This is a genomic window from Pseudomonas sp. FP2254 (assembly GCF_030687695.1).
In the GTDB taxonomy this organism is placed as follows: Bacteria; Pseudomonadota; Gammaproteobacteria; order Pseudomonadales; family Pseudomonadaceae; genus Aquipseudomonas; species Aquipseudomonas quebecensis.
In genome coordinates this window covers 4,990,151-5,011,437 of record NZ_CP117444.1, presented here as the reverse complement: position 1 = coordinate 5,011,437, position 21,287 = coordinate 4,990,151, and the positions used below count along the sequence as shown (strand labels likewise).

The following is a 21,287-nucleotide window of genomic DNA, read 5'->3' as shown; positions in this document are numbered from 1 at the left end:
TCAGCCATGGCCATCGCCGTTCCCTCTAACGAGGTCGACAGCCCCACCCTCAAGCAGCGCCTGGCGCGTGCGGAGCGGCTCAATCGCTGGAAAGCCCAGGCTTTGATTGCGCCGCTGGTGCTGTTTTTGCTGCTGGTGTTCCTGGTGCCGATTGTTGCGCTGCTCTACAAAAGCGTCGGCAACCCGGAAGTGGTCGGCGGTTTGCCGCGTACCGTGGTGGCGGTGAAGGCGTGGGACGGGCGTGGCCTGCCGGGTGAGCCGGTGTACCAGGCCCTCAGCGAGGACTTGGGCGAGGCGCGCAAAAACCAGACCCTGGGCGATCTGTCCAAGCGCTTGAACATGGAACTGGCCGGCTATCGCAGCCTGCTGACTAAAACCGCGCGGGCGCTGCCGTTCACCGACGCGCCCGCCTCTTATAAAGAAGCGCTGGAAAACCTTGATGAGCGCTGGGGCGACCCGGCGTACTGGCAGGCGATCCGGCGCAATACCAGCAGCGTCACGCCTTTTTACCTGCTGGCGGCCGTGGATCACCGTATCGACGACCTCGGCGAAGTGGCGCCGGCCACTCCAGACCAGGCGATCTATCTGGATATCTTCGCTCGCACCTTCTGGATGGGTCTGGTGATCACCGCCATTTGTTTGCTGCTGGCGTATCCGTTGGCCTACTTGCTGGCCAATCTGCCGGCGCGCAAAAGCAACCTGCTGATGATCCTGGTGCTGCTGCCGTTCTGGACCTCGATCCTGGTGCGGGTGGCGGCATGGATCGTGCTGCTGCAATCCGGTGGCCTGATCAACAGCGCGCTGTTGAGCATGGGCTTGATCGATAAGCCTCTGGAGCTGGTGTTCAACCGCACCGGAGTCTATATCTCGATGGTGCATATCCTGCTGCCGTTCATGATTCTGCCGATCTACAGCGTGATGAAGGGCATCTCGCCGACCTACATGCGTGCGGCGATTTCCCTGGGCTGCCATCCGTTCAGCAGTTTCTGGCGCGTGTACTTTCCGCAGACCTACGCCGGCGTCGGCGCCGGTTGCCTGCTGGTGTTCATCCTGGCGATTGGTTACTACATCACCCCGGCGCTGCTGGGCAGCCCGAACGACCAGATGGTCAGCTACTTCGTGGCCTTCTATACCAACACCAGCATCAACTGGGGCATGGCCACGGCACTGGGCGGCCTGCTGCTGCTGGCGACGGTTTTGCTGTACCTGATCTACAACCGGCTGGTAGGCGCCAGCCGCCTGCGCCTGAGCTGAGGAGACGTTGCGATGCTGAGCCCTTATATGTCACCGGTGGAACGGGTGTGGTTTTACAGCTTGCGGATTCTCTGCGGCCTGATCCTGTTGTTTCTGATACTGCCCGTGCTGGTGATCATCCCGTTGTCGTTCAACAGCGGCAGTTTTCTGGTGTACCCGCTGCAAGGCTTCTCCCTGCACTGGTACCAGGATTTCTTCGCTTCGGCGGAATGGATGCGCGCGCTGAAAAACAGCATCATCGTCGCCCCGGCGGCCACGGTGCTGGCCATGGTATTCGGCACCCTGGCGGCCATCGGGCTGACCCGTGGGCACTTCCCCGGCAAGGCGCTGGTGATGGCCATGGTAATTTCGCCGATGGTGGTGCCGGTGGTGATCATCGGCGTGGCCAGCTACCTGTTCTTCGCGCCGTTGGGCCTGGGCAACAGTTTCTTCTCGCTGATCGTGGTGCATGCGGTGCTGGGTGTGCCGTTCGTGATCATCACCGTGTCCGCCACTTTGCAGGGGTTCAACCATAACCTGGTGCGCGCGGCGGCCAGCCTGGGGGCTTCGCCGTTGACGGCGTTTCGCCGGGTGACATTACCGTTGATCGCGCCGGGGGTGATCTCCGGAGCGCTGTTTGCCTTTGCCACCTCGTTCGATGAGGTGGTGGTGACGCTGTTTCTCGCCGGGCCCGAGCAAGCGACCTTGCCTCGCCAGATGTTCAGCGGCATTCGCGAAAACCTCAGCCCCACCATCGCGGCAGCGGCGACGTTGCTGATTGCCTTCTCGGTGCTGCTGTTGCTGACCCTTGAGTGGTTGCGCGGGCGTAGCGAGAAACTGCGCACCGCCCAGGTTTAAAGGTCAATACAGATCAAACTGCGGGAGAGGCCTGCCCCTCCCACTTAGGTTCCTTGACCATTCAGCCGCTGAATGGAAGACAACCTGTTTCAGTCAGCTACTCTTGTGCCAGCCCATCCATTAAAAAGAGGCCGCGCACATGAGTACTTCCTCATTCAAGATCGCCCACAAACTACTGACCGGCGCCGGTGCCATCGAGCAATTGGCCGCCGAGCTGACGCGCCTGGATGTGGATAACCCGCTGATCGTCACCGATGCTGCACTGGTCCAGTCCGGCACGGTGGCGCTGGCGCTTGAACATTTGGGCGAGCGCAGCTACGAGATTTTCGACCGCGTGAAGCCCGACCCCGAGATTGCCATCGTCGAGGATTGCATGCAGGCGTACCGTGACGGTGGGCACGACGGCTTGATCGGCGTGGGCGGCGGCAGCGCCATCGACATTGCCAAAAGCGTGGCCGCCTATGCCGGTTACCACGGTGCGCTGCAAGACTTGTTCGGCGTCGACCAGGTGCCGCGCAAAGGCCCGCCGCTGATTGCGATTCCCACCACCGCCGGCACCGGTTCGGAGGTGACCAATGTGGCGATCCTCTCCGACAAGGTCGCCCAGCTTAAAAAAGGCATCGTCAGCGACTACCTGTTGCCGGATGTCGCGCTGATCAGCCCGCAGATGACCCTGACGTGCCCGCGCAGCGTCACCGCCGCCAGTGGTGTGGACGCGCTGGTGCACGCGATCGAATCCTACTTGTCGCTCAACGCCTCGCCGATCACCGATGCGCTGGCCATTGGCGCGATCAAACTGATCGTCAACGCGCTGCCCAAGGCCTACGCCAATCCGGCCAACCTGCAGGCGCGCGATGATATGGCCACCGCCAGTCTTATGGCCGGGATGGCTTTCGGCAACGCCGGCGTGGGTGCCGTGCATGCGCTGGCCTATCCGCTGGGTGGGCGCTACAACGTCGGACACGGCGTGAGCAATTCGTTGCTGCTGCCCTATGTGATGCACTGGAACAAGTTGGCGTGTGTCGAACGTATGCGCGACATCGCCGAGGCGATGGGGGTAGAAGTGGCAGGCTTGAGCGTCACTGAGGCCGCCGACCGGGCCGTCGACGCGATGGCGCGCCTGTGCGCGGATGTGGAGATTCCCTCCGGGCTGCGCAATTTCGGAGTGACCGAGGATGCCATCCCCGCCATGGCGGCCGAGGCGGCAGGTATCGAGCGCCTGATGCGCAACAACCCGCGCAAGCTCAGCGCGGCCGACATCGAGAAAATCTACCGGGCCGCCTACTAGCCATTGAGCCAGGTCACGGTGCGCGCGGCAAAGCATGAGGTATACAATGCGCGCCATCGTGATTTAGCTCAGAAAAGGTGCGTCATGCAGCCCTTCGTCATTGCTCCATCGATTCTCTCCGCCGACTTCGCCCGCCTGGGCGAAGAAGTGGACAAGGTATTGGCCGCCGGTGCCGACTTTGTCCATTTCGATGTCATGGACAACCACTATGTGCCCAACCTCACCATCGGCCCGATGGTCTGCGCGGCGCTGCGCAAGTACGGCATCACCGCGCCGATCGACGCGCACCTGATGGTCAGCCCGGTGGATCGCATCATCGGCGACTTCGTCGACGCCGGCGCCACGTACATCACCTTTCACCCGGAAGCCTCGCTGCATGTGGATCGCACTCTGCAGTTGATCCGCGAAGGCGGCTGCAAGGCCGGCCTGGTGTTCAACCCGGCCACGCCGCTGGACGTGCTCAAGTACGTAATGGACAAGGTCGACATGGTGTTGCTGATGAGCGTCAACCCAGGCTTCGGCGGGCAGAAGTTCATCCCCGGCACCCTCGACAAGCTGCGCGAAGCCCGCGCGCTGATCGATGCGTCGGGGCGTGATATCCGCCTGGAAATCGACGGTGGAGTTAACGTCAACAACATTCGCGAAATCGCCGCCGCCGGCGCCGACACGTTTGTGGCCGGCTCGGCGATCTTCAACGCCCCGGACTATCAGGACGTCATCGCCACGATGCGCGCCGAACTGGCGCTGGCGCGTCCATGAGCGGCTTTGAGCAGTTGTTCCCCGGCAAATTGCCACGGCTGGTGATGTTCGATCTGGACGGTACGTTGATCGATTCGGTGCCCGACCTGGCGGCGGCGGTGGACCAGATGCTGCTCAAGCTGGGGCGCAAGCCGGTGGGCATTGAGGCTGTGCGCGAATGGGTCGGCAACGGCGCGCAGATGCTGGTGCGCCGCGCCCTGGCCAATCACATCGATGCCGAAGGTGTCGATGACGTCGAGGCCGAGCGGGCGCTGGAATTGTTCAACGAAGCGTATGAAGGCGGCCACGAGCTGACCGTGGTCTACCCCGGCGTGCGGGACACCCTCAAATGGTTGAGCAAGCAGGGCGTGGAAATGGCCCTGATCACCAACAAACCGGAGCGCTTTGTCGCGCCGTTGCTGGACCAGATGAAAATCGGTCGTTATTTCCGCTGGATCATCGGCGGCGATACCTTGCCGCAGAAGAAGCCAGACCCGGCGGCGCTGTTTTTTGTGATGAAAATGGCCAATATCCCGGCCTCCCAGTCGTTGTTCGTCGGCGATTCGCGCAGTGACGTGCTGGCGGCCAAGGCGGCGGGCGTGCAGTGTGTGGCGCTCAGTTACGGCTACAACCATGGTCGGCCGATTGCTGAAGAATCGCCGGCGCTGGTGATCGATGACCTGCGACGGTTAATCCCCGGTTGCCTGGGAGCGGGCGCTGAGATAACGTTGCCCGACCTTGATCCGTCCCCTTCTGGAAATGCCATCGTGGTGGTCACTCGCAAGCTCTGGATGAAAGTCATGAAGGCCCTGGCCCGCTGGCGTTGGCGCGCCTGACCGATCCTGGCCGCGCCCTGCGGCACGTTTTGCCTACCTGACCGTCAGACCCTCACACCACGAGGCACCTCATGAACCGTGAAGAATTCCTGCGTTTGGCCGCTGCCGGCTATAACCGCATTCCCCTGGCCTGCGAAACCCTGGCCGACTTCGATACGCCGCTGTCGATCTACCTGAAGCTGGCCGACCAGCCTAATTCCTATCTGTTGGAATCGGTACAGGGCGGCGAGAAGTGGGGCCGTTACTCGATCATCGGCCTGCCGTGCCGCACCGTGCTGCGGGTGTATGACCACCACGTCAGCATCACCCATGATGGTGTCGAGATCGAAAGCCATGATGTAGAAGACCCGCTGGCCTTCGTCGAGGCGTTCAAGGCGCGCTATAACGTGCCGACCATTGCCGGCCTGCCACGTTTTAACGGTGGCCTGGTGGGCTATTTCGGCTACGACTGCGTGCGCTATGTGGAGCAACGCCTGGGCAAGTGCCCGAACCCGGATCCCCTGGGCGTACCGGACATCCTGCTGATGGTCTCCGACGCAGTGGTGGTGTTCGACAACCTGGCCGGCAAGATGCACGCCATTGTCCTCGCCGACCCGTCCCAACCTGACGCGTTCGAGCAAGGCCTGGCCAGCCTTGAAGCGCTGCTGGAAAAGCTGCGCCAACCGATCACCCCGCGCCGCGGTCTGGACCTGAGCCGTCCGCCGGCGGCCGACCCGGTGTTCCGCTCCAGCTTTACCCAGAATGACTACGAGCGCGCGGTCGACACCATCAAGGAATACATCCTCGCCGGTGACTGCATGCAAGTGGTGCCGTCGCAACGCATGTCCATCGATTTCAAGGCTGCCCCCATTGACCTGTACCGGGCGCTGCGCTGCTTCAACCCGACGCCGTACATGTACTTCTTCAACTTCGGCGACTTCCACGTGGTGGGCAGTTCGCCGGAAGTGCTGGTGCGTGTCGAAGACAACCTGATCACCGTGCGCCCGATCGCCGGTACCCGCCCGCGCGGCGCGACCGAAGAAGCGGACCTGGCGCTGGAGGAAGACCTGCTGAGCGACGACAAGGAAATCGCCGAGCACCTGATGCTGATCGACCTGGGCCGCAACGACACCGGGCGTGTCTCGGAAATCGGCTCGGTCAAGCTCACCGAGAAGATGGTGATCGAGCGCTATTCCAACGTGATGCACATCGTGTCCAACGTCACCGGCGAGTTGAAAGCCGGGCTCACCGCAATGGACGCACTGCGGGCGATTCTGCCGGCGGGTACGTTGTCGGGTGCGCCGAAGATTCGGGCGATGGAAATCATCGACGAACTGGAGCCGGTCAAGCGTGGTGTGTATGGCGGTGCGGTAGGGTATTTCGCCTGGAACGGCAACATGGATACCGCGATTGCGATCCGCACTGCGGTGATTAAGGATGGGGAGCTGCACGTTCAGGCCGGTGGCGGCATTGTCGCCGACTCGGTGCCGGCCCTCGAATGGGAGGAAACCTTGAACAAGCGCCGCGCGATGTTCCGCGCCGTGGCGTTGGCCGAACAGACCCCGCAGGATTGATGGCGGCCACAATGTGGGAACGGGGCACCGTCCCACATTGCTTCGCACGGGTCAGAAGTCCAGGCTGACACCGACGCTGACCCCTTGCTGGGTCAGGTTGTCATCCTTTCTCAGGTTATACGCGGCCTTCAGCGCCAGCTCCTGGGTCAGTCGATGGCTGACCCCCAGGCTCAAGCGGTCCGAATTGCTGCGCGGCGTGTAGCCATCCAGTTTGAAATCGATCCCCTGCACGCTGTTGAGCGAAATCTTCACCTTCTGGGTGTCGTTTTCGAACTCATGTTCGTGGGCCACTTCGCCGAAAACCTGGGTGAGTGGCGTCACGCGGTAGCTGCCCTGCAGGCCGACGCCGAGACGTTTGGAGTCGCGCTGTTGATCGGCGAACGTCAAGGCAGTTGAGCGGTTGTCCTTCTCTGCGTAGCCATCGACGTGAACTCGCGCATAGTCGGCGCTGACGAACGGCGACAGGTGCCATTCGCTGCCCGGTGCGGCGATGTCATAGCCCAGGCGGCCACTCAAGGCCCACAGCCAGCCATCGGTGTCGCCTTTCTCGGCGCCTTCGCTGACGCCCAGGGCGAACTTGCGCTTGAGGCTGTCGAAATCCAGCTTGCCGGCGGTCAGCGCGGTGTCGGCCCACCAGTGGTTGTATTGATACTGAGCGAATGCGCTGCCCATGTAGTTGTTGAGCTTGTAGTCCGAATCGCTGGCGCCTGCTTCCAGAGTCTGGCGGTACAAACCCGTCGCGACGCCGACGCGCCAGGCTTCATCGAGCCGATAGCTGCCACCGATATTGAGGTTGTAGCCGCTGCCGTCGCCGCTGGCCGAGTGGTTTTGCTCGTCGAAGTCCAGGCGCTGGCCGCCCGCGGCTACGATCGCGCGCCACTGGCCGATGGCTTGCCACGCGCCGTTGTCGCCTTGCCATTGGTTACGCAGTTCGTCCTGATGCGCGCGCAATGTCCCTTGGGCCATTTCCGGCAGCAAGGTCAGCTCCCAGGGTGCGGCCAGCAGCGAATAGGCGTAGTCGGCGATCAGTCGTTGCCCGGCGATGGTGGGGTGGACGGAATCGTTGTAAATGAGCTTGGTCGGGTCCGGGGCACTGCCGCCGAGGCCATAGGTGGGATTGGCGGTACAGCCGCTGCCGCTGAAGCACGTTCCTGTGAGGTTTTGCCCGATGCCCAGACCAAAGCGGCCAGGGTCGGCGAAAGTTTCCTGAAGCAGCAGTGGGATGTTCAGCGGGATTACTTGGGCATCGACACGTGACAATCGCTGCACCAGCGCCTGGTTGAACACGCGACTCAGCGCCGAACTCGAGGCCTGCAGCGGCGTGCCGTTGAGGGCCGGAGTCAAACCCAGGTCGGGCAGCATCCACACCATGATGTAGCGCGCACCGGCCTGTTGCAGGGCGTCCGCGCTGTCGGCCAGACGCCCGCCCGCGGCTGCGGCCTGGCTTGGGCTGAGGACGCGCCCTTGCAGGAAGTCATTACCTCCACCGGACAGAAAATACAGTGCGTTCGGGTCTGCGCGCCCGCCGTTTGCCGGCAGGTAGCCCTGTCGACTGCGCAGCACGGTGCCGCCACCCGGGTTGTTGGGCGGGATCGTGGCGTTGGAGACCGAGGTAATGGAGTCCAGGATGTTGTCGGTACGGTAGCCGCCCACGGCCCAGTTGTTTCCGTCCGGCAGGCCCTGGGCGGCCCGAACGGGGGAGGTGGAGGCATTCAGATCGTGGGTGGGCACGCCCAGCCGTGAACCGAGCAGGGTCGATGAAACCAGGCCGAAATCGCCTTGGAACGTCGGACCGGTGCGGTTGGTAAAGCGCAATGTGGCGCCGTTGGAGCCGTCGGGGAATGTGCCGGCATCGGCCAGGCTATCGCCGAACACCACCATGGTTGAGTACGGCGCTGGCGCTGCAAGCGCCTGGGCACAGGCCAATGACAGCAGGCAGCCGGCGAGAGGGGCGAATACCGTGGGTCTGAACATAGCGAAAATCCATTTAGTTGTTTTTGTAAAGGCGACGAAACATGAGCAATGTAGTAAGGGTTGCCTTCAATGAAAACCGTTTTTTCCTGCATGCTCTGCGTCGCGCACCCAGTATTTGCTGCTCCATATTGCACCGCTGCCGAGGCTACGTTACTGTGCCTGAACGTATGGACGAGACCCTCCCCGTGTTGATCATCAGCAAACTCTTAATGCGAGTCGTCAAGGCACACGCCCGTTGGCGTTGGCGCGCCTGACTTTTTCTCCACCGGCTCCGCCGGACCTGTACCGTTTGGCCTTCTTCACCCTCTGTTTGACGCCCCTTGCCTGCGACGCCGGCAACCGGAACGTGCGCCTGGCAGCGGGTATCCCCTTGAAGGCCGTGGCTAGAAATCAGTGAATTCCAGAGGTGTTTGCTCCCATGTTGCTGATGATTGATAACTACGACTCCTTTACCTACAACGTTGTGCAGTACCTGGGCGAGCTGGGTGCCGAGGTCAAAGTGGTGCGCAACGACGAGCTCACTGTGGCCGACATCGCGGCACTTAACCCCGAGCGCATTGTGGTGTCGCCGGGGCCGTGCACACCGACCGAGGCGGGTGTTTCCCTCGACGTGATCAAGTATTTTGCCGGCAAGCTGCCGATCCTCGGCGTGTGCCTGGGCCATCAGTCCATTGGCCAGGCCTTCGGCGGCGATGTGGTGCGCGCGCGCCAGGTGATGCACGGCAAGACCAGCCCGGTGTTCCATAACAACGTGGGCGTTTTCCAGGGCTTGAATCTGCCCGTGACGGTCACTCGCTACCATTCGCTGGTGGTCAAGCGCGAGACCTTGCCTGAATGCCTTGAACTGACCGCCTGGACCCAGCTGGAAGACGGCAGCGTCGATGAAATCATGGGCCTGCGCCACAAGACATTGAATATCGAGGGGGTGCAATTTCACCCCGAGTCGATCCTGACCGAGCAGGGCTACGAGCTGTTCGCCAACTTTCTCAAGCAGAGCGGCGGCACGCGCTAAGGACTTTCCATGGATATCAAGACTGCCCTGAGCCGTATCGTCGGCCATCTGGACCTGAGCACCGCCGAAATGAGCGATGTGATGCGCGAGATCATGACCGGTCAATGCACCGACGCGCAGATCGGCGCGTTCATGATGGCGATGCGCATGAAGAGCGAGAGTATCGACGAGATTGTCGGCGCTGTGTCGGTGATGCGCGAGCTGGCGGACAAGGTCGAACTCAGGACCCTCGACGGCGTGGTCGATGTGGTGGGCACCGGCGGCGATGGGGCGAACATCTTCAACGTATCGACGGCTGCTTCTTTTGTCGTCGCGGCGGCGGGTTGCACCGTGGCCAAGCATGGTAACCGTGCGGTGTCCGGCAAGAGCGGCAGTGCCGACCTGCTGGAAGCGGCCGGTATCTACCTGAACCTGACGCCGGTGCAAGTGGCGCGCTGCATCGATAACGTCGGCATCGGCTTTATGTTTGCCCAGTCTCACCACGGTGCGATGAAACATGCGGCCGGCCCGCGTAAAGACCTGGGCCTGCGCACGCTGTTCAACATGCTCGGCCCGCTTACGAATCCGGCCGGCGTGAAGCACCAGGTGGTGGGTGTGTTCAGCCAGGCACTGTGCCGACCATTGGCCGAAGTGTTGCAGCGTCTGGGCAGCAAGCACGTGCTGGTGGTGCACTCCAAGGACGGTCTGGACGAGTTCAGCCTCGCCGCGCCGACCTTTGTCGCAGAGCTCAAGAACGATCAGGTCACCGAATATTGGGTAGAGCCTGAGGACCTGGGGATGAAGAGCCAGAGCCTGCATGGCCTGGCGGTGGAAAGCCCGGCCGCCTCCCTTGAATTGATTCGTGATGCCTTGGGGCGCCGTAAGACCGAAAACGGTCAAAAGGCTGCGGAGATGATTGTTCTGAATGCTGGCGCGGCACTTTACGCAGCGGACCATGCCTATAGTCTTAAAGAAGGTGTCGAGTTGGCTCACGATGCACTGCACACCGGTCTGGCCCGCGAGAAGCTCGAGGAGCTGGGAGCATTCACTGCCGTATTCAAGATGGAGAATGAAGGATGAGTGTGCCGACCGTTCTGGAAAAGATCCTGGCCCGCAAGGTCGAAGAAGTCGCCGAGCGCCGTGCCCGCGTCAGCCTGGCTGAACTGGAAGACCAAGCCAAGCTGGCTGACGCGCCGCGAGGGTTCGCCAAGGCCCTGCTGGAGCAGGCTAAAAAGAAGCAGCCGGCGGTGATCGCCGAGATCAAAAAGGCTTCGCCGAGCAAAGGCGTGATCCGTGAGCATTTTGTACCGGCCGAGATCGCCGTGAGCTATGAAAAGGGCGGGGCGACGTGTCTTTCAGTGCTCACCGATATTGACTATTTCCAGGGCGCCGATCTGTTCCTGCAGCAGGCTCGCGCCGCATGCAAGTTGCCGGTGATCCGCAAGGATTTCATGGTCGACCCGTACCAGATCGTCGAAGCCCGTGCCTTGGGTGCCGACTGTGTACTGCTGATCGTTTCCGCACTGGATGACGTGAAGATGGCCGAACTGGCCGCCGTGGCCAAACGCGTCGGCCTGGATGTATTGGTGGAGGTGCACGATGGCGATGAGCTGGAACGCGCCCTGAAAACCCTCGACACACCGCTGATAGGCGTCAACAACCGAAACCTGCACACTTTCGAGGTCAGCCTGGAGACCACTCTCGACCTGCTGCCGCGTATCCCGCGCGACCGTTTGGTGGTCACCGAGAGTGGCATCCTCAACCGTGCCGACGTGGAACTGATGGAAATCAGCGACGTGTATTCGTTCCTGGTCGGCGAGGCGTTCATGCGCGCGGAAAATCCAGGGGCTGAATTGCAGCGCTTGTTCTTCCCGGAGCGCGGCGTGCCGGTCAGTGGTTCCACGCTCGATTGATTTGAAATGCGATCCAAGTGTGGCAGGGGGCTTGCTCCCGATGGCGGCGATTCAGTTGGAGCATCCTTGACTGACATACCGCTATCGGGGGCAAGCCCCTCTCACATTCGGGTTTGTGTTTATTCAGATAGGTAGGTGCTCATTGATCCAGCCAGTGTCGATGCGTGTTGAAGCAGGCCTTGCCGCCGAGCAAGCCTTATTGGCCGCCGTTTGCGCGGGTGAGCAGGGGTTTGGGTTGTTGTTCTGGCAGCCCAGTGACCAGGCATTGGTGATGCCACGCCGTTTGAGCAGATTGCCTGCTTTCGATGTCGCCAGTCGCGTGTCTGCGGATGCCGGTTGGCCGGTGCTCTTGCGCGAAACCGGCGGCGAGCCTGTGCCGCAATCGGCGGCTACGGTCAACATCGCACTGGTCTACGCGCCGCCACGCAGCGAAGGCGACCAGAACCGCATCGAGACCGGTTACCTGCGTTTATGCCAGCCGATTTGCGATCTGTTGATCGAGCTGGGCGGCGATGCCTCGGTCGGCGAGATCGATGGGGCATTCTGCGATGGCCGTTACAACGTCAACCTCAATGGCCGCAAAATGGTCGGCACCGCCCAACGCTGGCGTCAGAGCGGCGGTCGCCCGGTGGGGTTGGTGCATGGAGCGTTGTTACTGGAGAACGATCGTGAAGCACTGATTGCGGCGGTCAACCGCTTCAACCAGGCCTGTGGTCTGGAGCAGCAAGTGCGCGCCGACAGCCATATCGCCCTGCACGAAGCGTTCCCGGCACCGGACGCCATCAGCCGATTGGATACCTTGTACCGCCAGATGCTGGCCGGCATCCTGGCCTAACGAGTACCGAACACCACCATCGTCTTGCCTTTGACGTGCACCAGGTTGCGCTCCTCCAGGTCTTTGAGCACGCGACCGACCATCTCCCGCGAACAGCCGACAATGCGCCCGATTTCCTGGCGCGTGACCTTTATCTGCATGCCGTCGGGGTGGGTCATGGCGTCCGGCTGCTTGCACAGCTCCAGCAGGCAGCGGGCCACCCGGCCGGTGACATCGAAGAACGCCAGGTCGCCGACCTTACGCGTGGTATCGCGCAGGCGCTGAGCAATCTGACCGCTGAGGGCGTAAAGAATGTCGGGATCGTGCTGGGCCAGTTCGCGGAATTTGGCGTAGCTGATCTCGGCCACGTCGCACTCTACCTTCGCGCGCACCCAGGCGCTGCGCTCCTGCTCCTTACCTGCTTGTTCGAACAGGCCCAACTCGCCGAAAAAGTCTCCGGTGTTGAGGTAGGCGATGATCATCTCCCTACCGTCCTCATCCTCGATCAGAATGGTGACGGAACCCTTGACGATAAAGAACAGCGTTTCGGAGCGCTCGCCGGCGCAGATGATGTTGTGCTTGGCCGGGTAGCGTCGGCGCTGGCAATGCATCAGCAGCTTGTCGAGGTTCTTGATCTTGGGTATGGGAGTAAGGGCAACCATGGTTGTATCCCGAAAAGGCGTCGCAAGGGGGTTGGCGTTGTTGTATGCAGCGGTATCGGCACAGATACGGGCTGGATAAAGTGTGGCAATGAGCCATCGATTTGGCGCCAGCTTAACAGAGGCATTCTGACTCGATCAGGGAATTTACTGGGCAACGCCCCGTTATCTATCACTTTGATGGGATGCACTGCCGTGATCGGGCCCTGTGCTAAGCTGGCGACCCTTTTTAAGCAGTGGAGTCTGGGCGATGAAGGCACGCATCCAATGGGCGGGCGAAGCCATGTTCCTCGGTGAGTCGGGCAGTGGCCATGTGGTGGTCATGGATGGCCCGCCGGAAGCCGGTGGTCGTAACCTGGGTGTACGCCCGATGGAAATGCTCCTGCTGGGTGTAGGCGGTTGCAGCAATTTCGACGTCGTCAGTATCCTGAAGAAATCCCGCCAGGCCGTGGAAAGCTGCGAAGCTTTCCTGGACGCCGAGCGCGCCACTGAAGATCCGAAGGTATTCACCAAGATCCATATGCATTTCGTGGTGAAGGGGCGCGGTCTTAAAGAAGCCCAGGTCAAGCGCGCCATCGAGTTGTCGGCTGAGAAATACTGCTCGGCATCGATCATGCTGGGCGCGGCCGGTGTGGCCATTACCCATGACTACGAGATTGTCGAGTTAGGCTGATCAACACTCGGCAAAAGAAAAGGGCGCTTTGACAGACTGTGTGAAAACACACTGACAGGCCTTAGACCAAACGCCCCGACTTGTTCGGGGCGTTTGTTTTTGTGCTGAAAAAGGCTCTTCAGCCCATCAGTTGCATCATTTTCTTGGCTCCCAAGACACTGATCGCCCGCTTGAAGTTGTACGCGGTCACGGCCAGGGCCATTTCAGCTTTCGTCCCTTCAAGTTGTCGTAGCAAGAACCGCCCGTTCCCAAATAGCCATTGTTTGAGATTGCCAAACGGGTGCTCCACGATGGATCTGCGTCGCTCCATCATCTCTGGATGCAGTTGCATCCGCTGTGCCATACGCTCAAAGGCTTCCTCTTGTGCGTGACGTGAGACATAGCGGCGCTGAGCCTTTGTACATTGGGCTTTCAGCGCACATCCAGCGCAGTCGCTGACTGCCGCCTGGTAGATCCGGTCGCCTTTGCAACGCTGCTTCAGGGTTAGCCATTGACCTGCCGGGCACTGGTATCGATCCTGTTCAGCGTCATAGGTAAAGTCCTGGCGCTCGAATAATGTCTCTCCGCCTGGGTTCGAAGTTCGGTTTGGCGGCACGTACACGGTAATGGAGGCATCCTCGCACGCCTGGAATTGCTGGCCATTTGAGTAGCCCATATCGGCTGTCACGGTCAGCGTGTCCTGCCCCAGTTCGGCCTTGGCAGCTTTAGCTATGGGTTCAAGCTGTTTGCGGTCGTCACCATCTTGCGTCACCTCATGGTGCAAAATCAGACAGTGCTCTGCGTCCACGGCTGTTTGCACGTTATAGGCAACACGAGCCCCCTTTGGCGTGCGCATCATTCGGGCATCGCTTTCGTGCGTGTTGAATTGCTCCAGCCCCATCGACTTCATCAAAGCTTGGCAACTACGGTTGTCTTGCTGCTTGGCCTCAAGCTTCGCCAGTGCCGCCTTGATCGCAGTGCGATCGACCACTTGCTCGCCCTCTGCTTTATCAACGGCATCCAGGTCAGCCAGGTATTGGGCGATCCGTTTATCCAGCTTCTCCTCCTGACGCTTGAGCTGATTCAAATTCAGGTGGCGTCGCGAGGAAGCGACTGCCTGAAACTTACTGCCATCGATCGCAACCAGATCGCCCGCAATCAAGCCGACGGATCGGCAGAACTGCACAAAAGCTCGGCACGTCGTAACGAACGCTACTTTGTTGTTCTTGCGAAAGTCGGCGATGGTCTTGAAGTCGGGTTTAAGCCGGTTGATCAACCACATCACTTCGATGTTGCGTTGGCACTCAGCTTCTAGGCGCCGCGACGATCGAATGCGCTGAAAATAGCCATAGAGATAGAGCTTGAGCTGATCGGCGGGGTCGTAAGCTGGGCGCCCAGTGGCCTTGGGCTGAGCCTTCTCAAAACCGAGCTGGCCCAGATCGAGCTTGGTGACATACAGGTCGATGACCCGTACGAGGTGATCTTCAGGGATCAGTTCCTCCAGCGAGACCGGGAACAGGCTGGTCTGGCTGCGGGACTCGCCTTGTATGTAGGCCATAACGAAAAATGCTCCGTATCTTTCGATACGGAGCATTCTCTTAAAGGGCCGGACAGATTGCTAGGTTTTCACACAGTCTGTTTGAGCGCCCTTTTTTGTACCGGCAGGTCGGATCAGATGCGGTACGTACTTTTGGTCATGACCTTGGCCAGCAGGCTCATGCCCAAGCGTACCGGTGCCGGGAAACGAAAGCCGCCGGCGTCCAGCGCGCTTTCGGCGTGGTGTTCTTCGTCGATGCGCATCTGTTCAAGAATCGCACGGGACTTGTCGTCTTCACTGGGCAATTGCTCCAGGTGTTCGTCCAAGTGCTTGCACACCTGATGTTCCGTCGCGGCGACGAAACCGAGGCTGACCTTATCGCTGACCAGCCCGGCCACGGCGCCGATACCAAACGACAAACCGTAGAACAGCGGGTTCAGCACGCTTGGGTGGCTGCCCAATTGGCGGATGCGCTGCTCGCACCACGCCAGATGGTCGATTTCTTCCTCCGCCGCATGCTCCATGGCCGCGCGCACCTGCGGCAGCTTGGCGGTCAGGGCCTGTCCCTGGTACAGCGCCTGGGCACACACTTCGCCGGTATGGTTGATGCGCATCAGGCCTGCGACGTGACGGGTGTCGGTCTCGTTCATCTGCACATCGGGCTGCAGCAGGGCGGGCGATGGGCGGTAAGGCTGCCCGCTGAAGGGCAACAGCGTACGCATGGCCGTATCGGCTTGCAGCAGCAGACGGTCAATCGGCGAGTAGTGACGTTGGGTTGTCATGCTGACCTCCGGGAAGAATCTCGGCGGCCAGTTTACCGCAAGAGAGGAGAGAGCGTTTGCCCTGAGTCAAGGGCATAGGGTCGCAGCCTCCAGCGTTGGCTTCGACCCTGCGGACTTATCAGCCCGGCGGCCAATTCATCTGGCGCTGACCCAGAACGTGCATGTGGATGTGATAAACGGTTTGTCCGCCCATCTCATTGCAGTTCATGACTACGCGGAAACCTTCTTCGCAACCCAGCTCCAGGGCCAGGCGCTGGGCTGTAAACAGGATATGGCCGGCCAGGCCTTTATCGTCCTCGGTCAGGTCGTTCAAGGTACGGATCGGTTTCTTGGGAATCACCAGAAAATGCACCGGTGCTTGTGGGGCGATGTCGTGGAAGGCTAAAACTTGATCATCTTCGTAAATGATCTTCGCGGGTATTTCTCTGTTGATGATCTTGGTGAACAGAGTATCCACAGCGGTTTCTCCATGATGAAAGGTCAGGGTGAGTGTACTCAGGCGATCAGCGGGGGCAATAGGCTTTGTTGATGGCGCCGGCGATCTTGCGTGTCAGCCAGCGTGGGCTGAAACGTGGGCTGAATGCCAACCAGCGGTTGCGCCGCCCCGGGATGATGATGGCTTTGTTCTTTTCCAGTGCTCGCACGGTGTAGAGCGCGACTTCTTCCGGACTCATCAGATGGTCGCTGCGCTCGAGCTTGGCGGTGTCCATTTGCGCGGTGCCGAAGAATGCGGTGCGCGTCGGCCCCGGACACAATACCGAGACCTTGATGCCGCAGGTCTTGAGCTCTTCGCGCAGGCCTTCGGAAAAGTGCAGCACGTATGCCTTGCTTGCGTAGTAACTGCTCATCCATGGGCCAGGCTGGAAGGCCGCGATCGAGGCCACGTTGAGGATCTGCCCGCCGCCGTCCAGCGCCATGGCATTACCCAGGGCATGGCACATCCGGGTCAGGGCAAGGATGTTGACTTCGATCAGGTCCTGCTCGGTCATCCAGTCCTGGGCCAGGAACGGCCCGCTGGTGCCGATGCCGGCGCAGTTCACCAGCAGGTCGATCTGTCGCTCGCCTTCTTCCAGCTCCAGCAGAAACCCGGACAAGCGCAGAGGCTCGCCCAGGTCACAGGCGCGAAACAGCACTTCCACGCCAAAGCGTTGGGTCAATTCGAGGGCGATGCTTTCCAACTGATCACGCTGGCGGGCCACCAGAATCAAGCTGCGGCCGCGTCGGGCCAGTGCTTCGGCCAAAGCCAGGCCGATGCCGCTGGAGGCACCGGTGATCAGAGCGTAACGGGTCATGCGTTTCTCCATCGCAACGTCCCGGGCCGGTGATGGCGGCACCACCGGCCCGAAGCGTTTCTTTACTGATCCGGAGAGTCTACAGGGTCGGCCGCTTCGTCAGCACTTTGCGTGTCGTCTTCCTGGACGGTCCCGCTCTGGTCGGCGTCTTCGTCGTACGTCATGGAACTGCTTTCGTAGCTGCTGTCGACGTTGCTCTCGAGTTGATCGAGGTAGCCGTTCATCCCCAGGGTCACCACGATGATCAGCATCAAAGGAATGAACGCCAGCCACAGTGACGCCAGCACCTTGACTGCGGTGGAGTTGCGCGGCGGCGGCGCGCCGTACTGGTTGGCGCCCGCATTGCCCGGCATTACCAGCAGCAGCAAGGGGAAAATGCTGTTGACCAGCGGGACCAGGTTGAGCAGGTACAACCAACCGGACCAGCCCAGGTCGTGCAGACGCTGCACACCGATTTGCACGCTTACGACAACGAGCGCCACGAACAGCGCAAGGCCCAGCAGCGAACCGACGATGATGGCAAGGGTCGGCGAGGCGGTGGCGATGGCGAAGCCCACGGTGCTCAGGATGCCGGCTGCCACGATCATTGCAACGGTCAGTACCAGCGTCCATGCCAGGTACCGCAGGCGACCGATACGCCCATTGATGGTGAACACTTTGAGGGTGGCGTATTCCGGCAGGTTTTCACCGACGGCAGCCCGTGGCGGCGCATACGGCGATGCGGCCGGGGTGGAGAAGTCCGTGGTGCCGGAAGTGGTCTCGTGGGTTTCGGCAAGGCTGAAGGCCACCGGTTGCTCGGCTTCGATACGTGCATCGACGCCGGCGTTCTTCAGTGCGGTGAGGTAGGTCTCGGCGTCCGGGCGTGACAGGTCACGTTTAAGTGCGACCGTGCGGCCGGTAAAGAGCTTTTCGATCGCCTCGACGTCGCTCTTGAACAGCTCGGCCAGGTTCAGCTTGGCCGTGGTGCTTTCGACACCCGGGAGCAAGGCTCCATCAAACACAATCTTGAAACGGTTGTCGCTCATGCGGGCATCCTTGTCTGTCAAACATTGGGGGGAGTGCAGGCCTGCGCAATCGGCAGGCCTTGCAGGATTAGTCAGCGTGGCCAGTGTAACTGTGTCGCCTGTGTTTGCGCCTCGCGGTATTCGGCATTCAGGCGCGCAACGAGTTCATCGACGCCGGGCAAATCGCCAATTTCACCGACGCCCTGGCCGGCCGACCAGACAGTCTTCCAGGCCTTGGCCTCGTCGTTCAGCGGTTTGAGCTTGGAACCGGAGTTGACTTCGCCTTTGCCTTGCAGGGCATTGAGGTCGAAGCCGGCGTTTTCCAGGCTCTGGCGCATGAAGCTCGCCGGCACACCCGAGACAGCGGGAGTGTGCACGATGTCGGCGGCGCGCGCTGTGAGCAGCATCTCTTTATAAGCATCTGGAGCGTGGCTTTCGGTGGTGCCGATAAATCGAGTGCCCAGGTAGGCCAGGTCCGCCCCCATGACTTGCGCAGCCAGAATCTGGTGCCCGTGGTTGAGGCAACCGGCCAACAGTACGGTTTTATCGAAGAACTGGCGAATTTCTGCGATCAGCGCGAAAGGGCTCCAGGTCCCCGCATGGCCCCCCGCCCCGGCGGCCACGGCGATCAGGCCATCCACCCCGGCTTCGGCGGCTTTTTCGGCGTGGCGCCGAGTGGTGACATCATGAAACACCAGACCGCCGTAGCTGTGCACGGCGTCCACCAACTCTTTGACCGCGCCGAGGCTGGTGATGACGATCGGCACTTTGTGCTCGACGCAGATGGCCAGGTCAGCCTCAAGGCGTGGGTTACTGCCATGCACGATCAGGTTGACGGCGTACGGGGCCGGGTTGTCCAACTGCGCCAGGCCCGCCTCGATCTCCTCCAACCAAGCTTTGAAGCCGCTGCTTTCACGCTGGTTGAGCGCCGGAAAGCTGCCGACGATTCCGTTGCGGCAACACGCCAGGACCAGTTGCGGGTTGGAAATCAGAAACATCGGCGCGGCCACCACGGGCAGGCGCAGACGTTGTTCGAGCAGAGCGGGCAGCGACATTGGATGTACCCCGATTGATTGACGTTAGAACGGCTTGACCACCACCAAAATTACGACAGCCAGCAATATCAGAACTGGCACTTCATTGAACCAGCGATAAAAGACATGGCTGCGGGTGTTTTCGCCACGGGCAAAGCGTTTTACCTGGGCGCCGCACATATGGTGGTAACCGATCAGCAGCACGACCAGGGTCAGCTTGGCGTGAATCCAGCCGCCCGTGCTGAAGATGCCGGGGTTCAGTGCAATCAGCCAGATGCCGAACACCAGGCTGGCAAGCATCGCCGGGCCCATGATGCCGCGGTAGAGCTTGCGCTCCATGACGCTGAAGCGTTCCTTGCTGACGGTGTCTTCACTTTGTGCGTGGTAGACGAACAGGCGTGGCAGGTAGAACAGCCCGGCAAACCAGCAGACGATGCTGACGATGTGGAAGGCTTTGACCCATAGATAGAGCATTTTCAGTTATTCCCAGGTTCACGGTAGCGAGGATAGTAGTGGCAGATACGCCCATACGTCACGTTGACGGTTGTCGCAGAACGATGTGGCCCCTATTATCGACGGCTTTCCAGTGGTTCGTTGAGGGCAGGTTTATGGTCAAGGTCGGTATTGTCGGCGGCACGGGTTACACCGGTGTCGAATTGCTGCGTCTGTTGGCTCAGCATCCGCAGGCTGAGGTGGTGATCATCACCTCCCGATCCGAGGCCGGCCTGGCTGTGGCCGATATGTACCCGAACCTGCGCGGCCACTACGACGGCCTGGCGTTCAGCGTGCCGGACACCAAGGCCCTGGGCGCATGCGATGTGGTGTTCTTCGCCACGCCCCATGGCGTTGCCCATGCACTGGCCGGTGAGCTGCTGGCCGCCGGCACCAAGGTTATCGACCTGTCGGCGGACTTCCGCCTGCAGGACGCCGACGAATGGGCCAAATGGTACGGCCAGCCTCACGGCGCACCGCAGCTGTTGGAAGAGGCGGTATACGGTTTGCCGGAAGTCAATCGTGAGCAGATCAAGCAGGCGCGCCTCATCGCCGTGCCGGGCTGCTATCCGACTGCGACACAACTGGGCTTCCTGCCGCTGCTCGAGGCTGGGCTGGCGGATGCGTCGCGTCTGATCGCGGACTGCAAATCAGGCGTGAGCGGCGCAGGTCGTGGCGCCGCGGTTGGTTCGTTGTACTCCGAAACGTCGGAAAGCATGAAAGCCTATGCGGTAAAAGGGCATCGTCACTTGCCGGAAATTCGTCAGGGCTTGCGTCGCGCCGCCGGTAAAGAGGTGGGGCTGACCTTTGTTCCGCACTTGACCCCGATGATCCGTGGTATTCACTCCACGCTTTACGCGACCGTGACTGATCGCTCGGTGGATCTGCAGGCCTTGTTCGAGCAGCGCTATGCCGGCGAGCCGTTCGTCGATGTGATGCCTGCCGGCAGCCATCCGGAAACCCGCAGCGTACGCGGCGCCAATGTCTGTCGGATCGCGGTGCATCGCCCGCAGGACGGTGACTTGGTAGTGGTGCTGTCGGTAATCGATAACCTGGTCAAAGGCGCGTCCGGCCAGGCAGTGCAGAACATGAACATCCTGTTTGGCCTGGATGAGAAGCTGGGGTTGTCCCACGCAGGCATGTTGCCCTGAGAGCAGCGCCAAGCGTTAAGCTTGAAATTGCCGCTGCTCCCATAATAGTTGACCGCTTTTCTAGGAGAAGCGGATAATGCCCGCCATTACGCATATGGCGGCGCGACGCCGGGAGATTATCAGCATGAGCGTTGAATCCTTCACCCCCACGGCTTTGCAATTCACCCACGGTGCTGCGCACAAGGTGAAGAGCCTGGTCGATGAAGAGGGTAATGATCGCTTGAAGCTGCGCGTATTTGTTACGGGCGGCGGTTGTTCAGGGTTTCAGTACGGTTTTACCTTCGATGAAGAAGTTGCCGATGACGACACCATCGTTGAGCGCGAGGGCGTTAGCCTGGTCGTGGATCCGATGAGCTTCCAGTACCTGGCAGGTGCCGAGGTGGATTATCAGGAAGGTCTGGAAGGATCGCGCTTCGTGATCAAGAATCCCAATGCCACCACCACTTGTGGTTGCGGGTCTTCGTTCTCGATCTGATTGGCAGCGGA

At 60.8% G+C, this 21,287-nt stretch carries 22 protein-coding genes; 13 read left to right on the top strand and 9 right to left on the bottom strand.

Features of this window, described 5'->3' with window-relative positions; genetic code table 11:
* Nucleotides 1-6 precede the first annotated feature (6 nt).
* The 6 genes from PSH94_RS23155 (at nt 7) to trpE (ending at nt 6,506) form a co-directional block, all read left to right on the top strand.
* Nucleotides 7-1,254, top strand: coding sequence for an ABC transporter permease (locus PSH94_RS23155; protein WP_181080245.1), 1,248 nt, complete (start codon nt 7-9; stop codon nt 1,252-1,254).
* 12 nt (nt 1,255-1,266) lie between these two features.
* A complete protein-coding gene (locus PSH94_RS23150) occupies nt 1,267-2,091 on the top strand; it encodes an ABC transporter permease (RefSeq protein WP_305435864.1) in 825 nt (274 codons plus the stop codon).
* Nucleotides 2,092-2,230: 139 nt separating this feature from the next.
* Complete coding sequence (locus PSH94_RS23145; RefSeq protein ID WP_285428021.1) at nt 2,231-3,379, top strand: iron-containing alcohol dehydrogenase; 1,149 nt, start codon at nt 2,231-2,233, stop codon at nt 3,377-3,379.
* Between the two features lie 84 nt (nt 3,380-3,463).
* A complete protein-coding gene (rpe, locus tag PSH94_RS23140; protein WP_181080247.1) occupies nt 3,464-4,138 on the top strand; it encodes a ribulose-phosphate 3-epimerase in 675 nt (224 codons plus the stop codon).
* A complete protein-coding gene (locus tag PSH94_RS23135; protein ID WP_181080248.1) occupies nt 4,135-4,953 on the top strand; it encodes a phosphoglycolate phosphatase in 819 nt (272 codons plus the stop codon). The genes rpe and PSH94_RS23135 overlap by 4 nt, the downstream gene beginning before the upstream one ends.
* A 71-nt stretch (nt 4,954-5,024) precedes the next feature.
* Entirely contained in the window at nt 5,025-6,506 is a 1,482-nt protein-coding gene (gene trpE, locus PSH94_RS23130) for an anthranilate synthase component I (RefSeq protein WP_181080249.1), read from the top strand.
* Between the two features lie 51 nt (nt 6,507-6,557).
* On the opposite strand, the gene estP is transcribed toward trpE, so the two are convergent.
* Nucleotides 6,558-8,480, bottom strand: coding sequence for an esterase EstP (gene estP / locus PSH94_RS23125; protein ID WP_305435863.1), 1,923 nt, complete (start codon nt 8,478-8,480; stop codon nt 6,558-6,560).
* A 418-nt stretch (nt 8,481-8,898) separates the two neighbouring features.
* Between estP and PSH94_RS23120 the strand changes: the two genes are divergently transcribed.
* From PSH94_RS23120 to PSH94_RS23105, 4 genes are all read left to right on the top strand, one after another.
* Nucleotides 8,899-9,492 carry an aminodeoxychorismate/anthranilate synthase component II gene (locus PSH94_RS23120; protein ID WP_181080251.1) on the top strand — a complete coding sequence of 198 codons (594 nt, stop codon included), beginning with the start codon at nt 8,899-8,901 and terminating at the stop codon, nt 9,490-9,492.
* A 9-nt stretch (nt 9,493-9,501) separates the two neighbouring features.
* Complete coding sequence (gene trpD, locus PSH94_RS23115; RefSeq protein ID WP_181080252.1) at nt 9,502-10,551, top strand: anthranilate phosphoribosyltransferase; 1,050 nt, start codon at nt 9,502-9,504, stop codon at nt 10,549-10,551.
* The gene (gene trpC / locus PSH94_RS23110) at nt 10,548-11,384 is read left to right on the top strand and encodes an indole-3-glycerol phosphate synthase TrpC (RefSeq protein ID WP_305435862.1); all 837 of its coding nucleotides are present in this window, start codon (nt 10,548-10,550) and stop codon (nt 11,382-11,384) included. The genes trpD and trpC overlap by 4 nt, the downstream gene beginning before the upstream one ends.
* A gap of 142 nt (nt 11,385-11,526) precedes the next feature.
* Nucleotides 11,527-12,219: a lipoate--protein ligase family protein gene (locus PSH94_RS23105; RefSeq protein ID WP_305435861.1), complete on the top strand. Its 693-nt coding sequence runs from the start codon at nt 11,527-11,529 to the stop codon at nt 12,217-12,219.
* On the opposite strand, the gene crp is transcribed toward PSH94_RS23105, so the two are convergent.
* Nucleotides 12,216-12,860 (bottom strand): cAMP-activated global transcriptional regulator CRP, encoded by a 645-nt coding sequence (gene crp / locus PSH94_RS23100; protein WP_253509599.1) that lies wholly within the window; start codon nt 12,858-12,860, stop codon nt 12,216-12,218. The genes PSH94_RS23105 and crp overlap by 4 nt on opposite strands.
* 247 nt (nt 12,861-13,107) lie before the next feature.
* Between crp and PSH94_RS23095 the strand changes: the two genes are divergently transcribed.
* Nucleotides 13,108-13,530, top strand: a complete 423-nt coding sequence (locus PSH94_RS23095) for an OsmC family protein (RefSeq protein ID WP_009045862.1) — start codon at nt 13,108-13,110, stop codon at nt 13,528-13,530.
* Nucleotides 13,531-13,648: 118 nt separating this feature from the next.
* Here the strand turns inward: PSH94_RS23095 and PSH94_RS23090 are convergent, their stop codons facing one another.
* The 7 genes from PSH94_RS23090 to hemJ all read right to left on the bottom strand — a co-directional run bounded on the left by PSH94_RS23090 (nt 13,649) and on the right by hemJ (nt 19,632).
* A complete protein-coding gene (locus PSH94_RS23090; protein WP_305435084.1) occupies nt 13,649-15,067 on the bottom strand; it encodes an IS1182-like element ISPfl3 family transposase in 1,419 nt (472 codons plus the stop codon).
* A 113-nt stretch (nt 15,068-15,180) separates the two neighbouring features.
* Entirely contained in the window at nt 15,181-15,828 is a 648-nt protein-coding gene (gene coq7 / locus PSH94_RS23085; RefSeq protein ID WP_181081910.1) for a 2-polyprenyl-3-methyl-6-methoxy-1,4-benzoquinone monooxygenase, read from the bottom strand.
* 118 nt (nt 15,829-15,946) lie between these two features.
* On the bottom strand, nt 15,947-16,285 hold the full coding sequence (locus PSH94_RS23080) for a histidine triad nucleotide-binding protein (protein WP_181081909.1): 339 nt from the start codon (nt 16,283-16,285) through the stop codon (nt 15,947-15,949).
* A 46-nt stretch (nt 16,286-16,331) separates the two neighbouring features.
* Nucleotides 16,332-17,120: an SDR family oxidoreductase gene (locus PSH94_RS23075; protein ID WP_305435860.1), complete on the bottom strand. Its 789-nt coding sequence runs from the start codon at nt 17,118-17,120 to the stop codon at nt 16,332-16,334.
* A 62-nt stretch (nt 17,121-17,182) separates the two neighbouring features.
* Nucleotides 17,183-18,145, bottom strand: a complete 963-nt coding sequence (locus PSH94_RS23070) for a DUF805 domain-containing protein (protein ID WP_305435859.1) — start codon at nt 18,143-18,145, stop codon at nt 17,183-17,185.
* A 71-nt stretch (nt 18,146-18,216) separates the two neighbouring features.
* Complete coding sequence (locus PSH94_RS23065; protein WP_181081906.1) at nt 18,217-19,179, bottom strand: nitronate monooxygenase family protein; 963 nt, start codon at nt 19,177-19,179, stop codon at nt 18,217-18,219.
* Nucleotides 19,180-19,203: 24 nt separating this feature from the next.
* Entirely contained in the window at nt 19,204-19,632 is a 429-nt protein-coding gene (gene hemJ, locus PSH94_RS23060; protein WP_253509594.1) for a protoporphyrinogen oxidase HemJ, read from the bottom strand.
* Nucleotides 19,633-19,766: 134 nt separating this feature from the next.
* On the opposite strand from hemJ, the gene argC reads away from it, so the two are divergent.
* Together argC and erpA are read left to right on the top strand one after the other, a co-directional pair.
* A complete protein-coding gene (gene argC, locus PSH94_RS23055) occupies nt 19,767-20,801 on the top strand; it encodes an N-acetyl-gamma-glutamyl-phosphate reductase (RefSeq protein ID WP_181081904.1) in 1,035 nt (344 codons plus the stop codon).
* A gap of 124 nt (nt 20,802-20,925) precedes the next feature.
* Nucleotides 20,926-21,276 (top strand): iron-sulfur cluster insertion protein ErpA, encoded by a 351-nt coding sequence (gene erpA, locus PSH94_RS23050; RefSeq protein ID WP_007906865.1) that lies wholly within the window; start codon nt 20,926-20,928, stop codon nt 21,274-21,276.
* Nucleotides 21,277-21,287 lie beyond the last annotated feature (11 nt).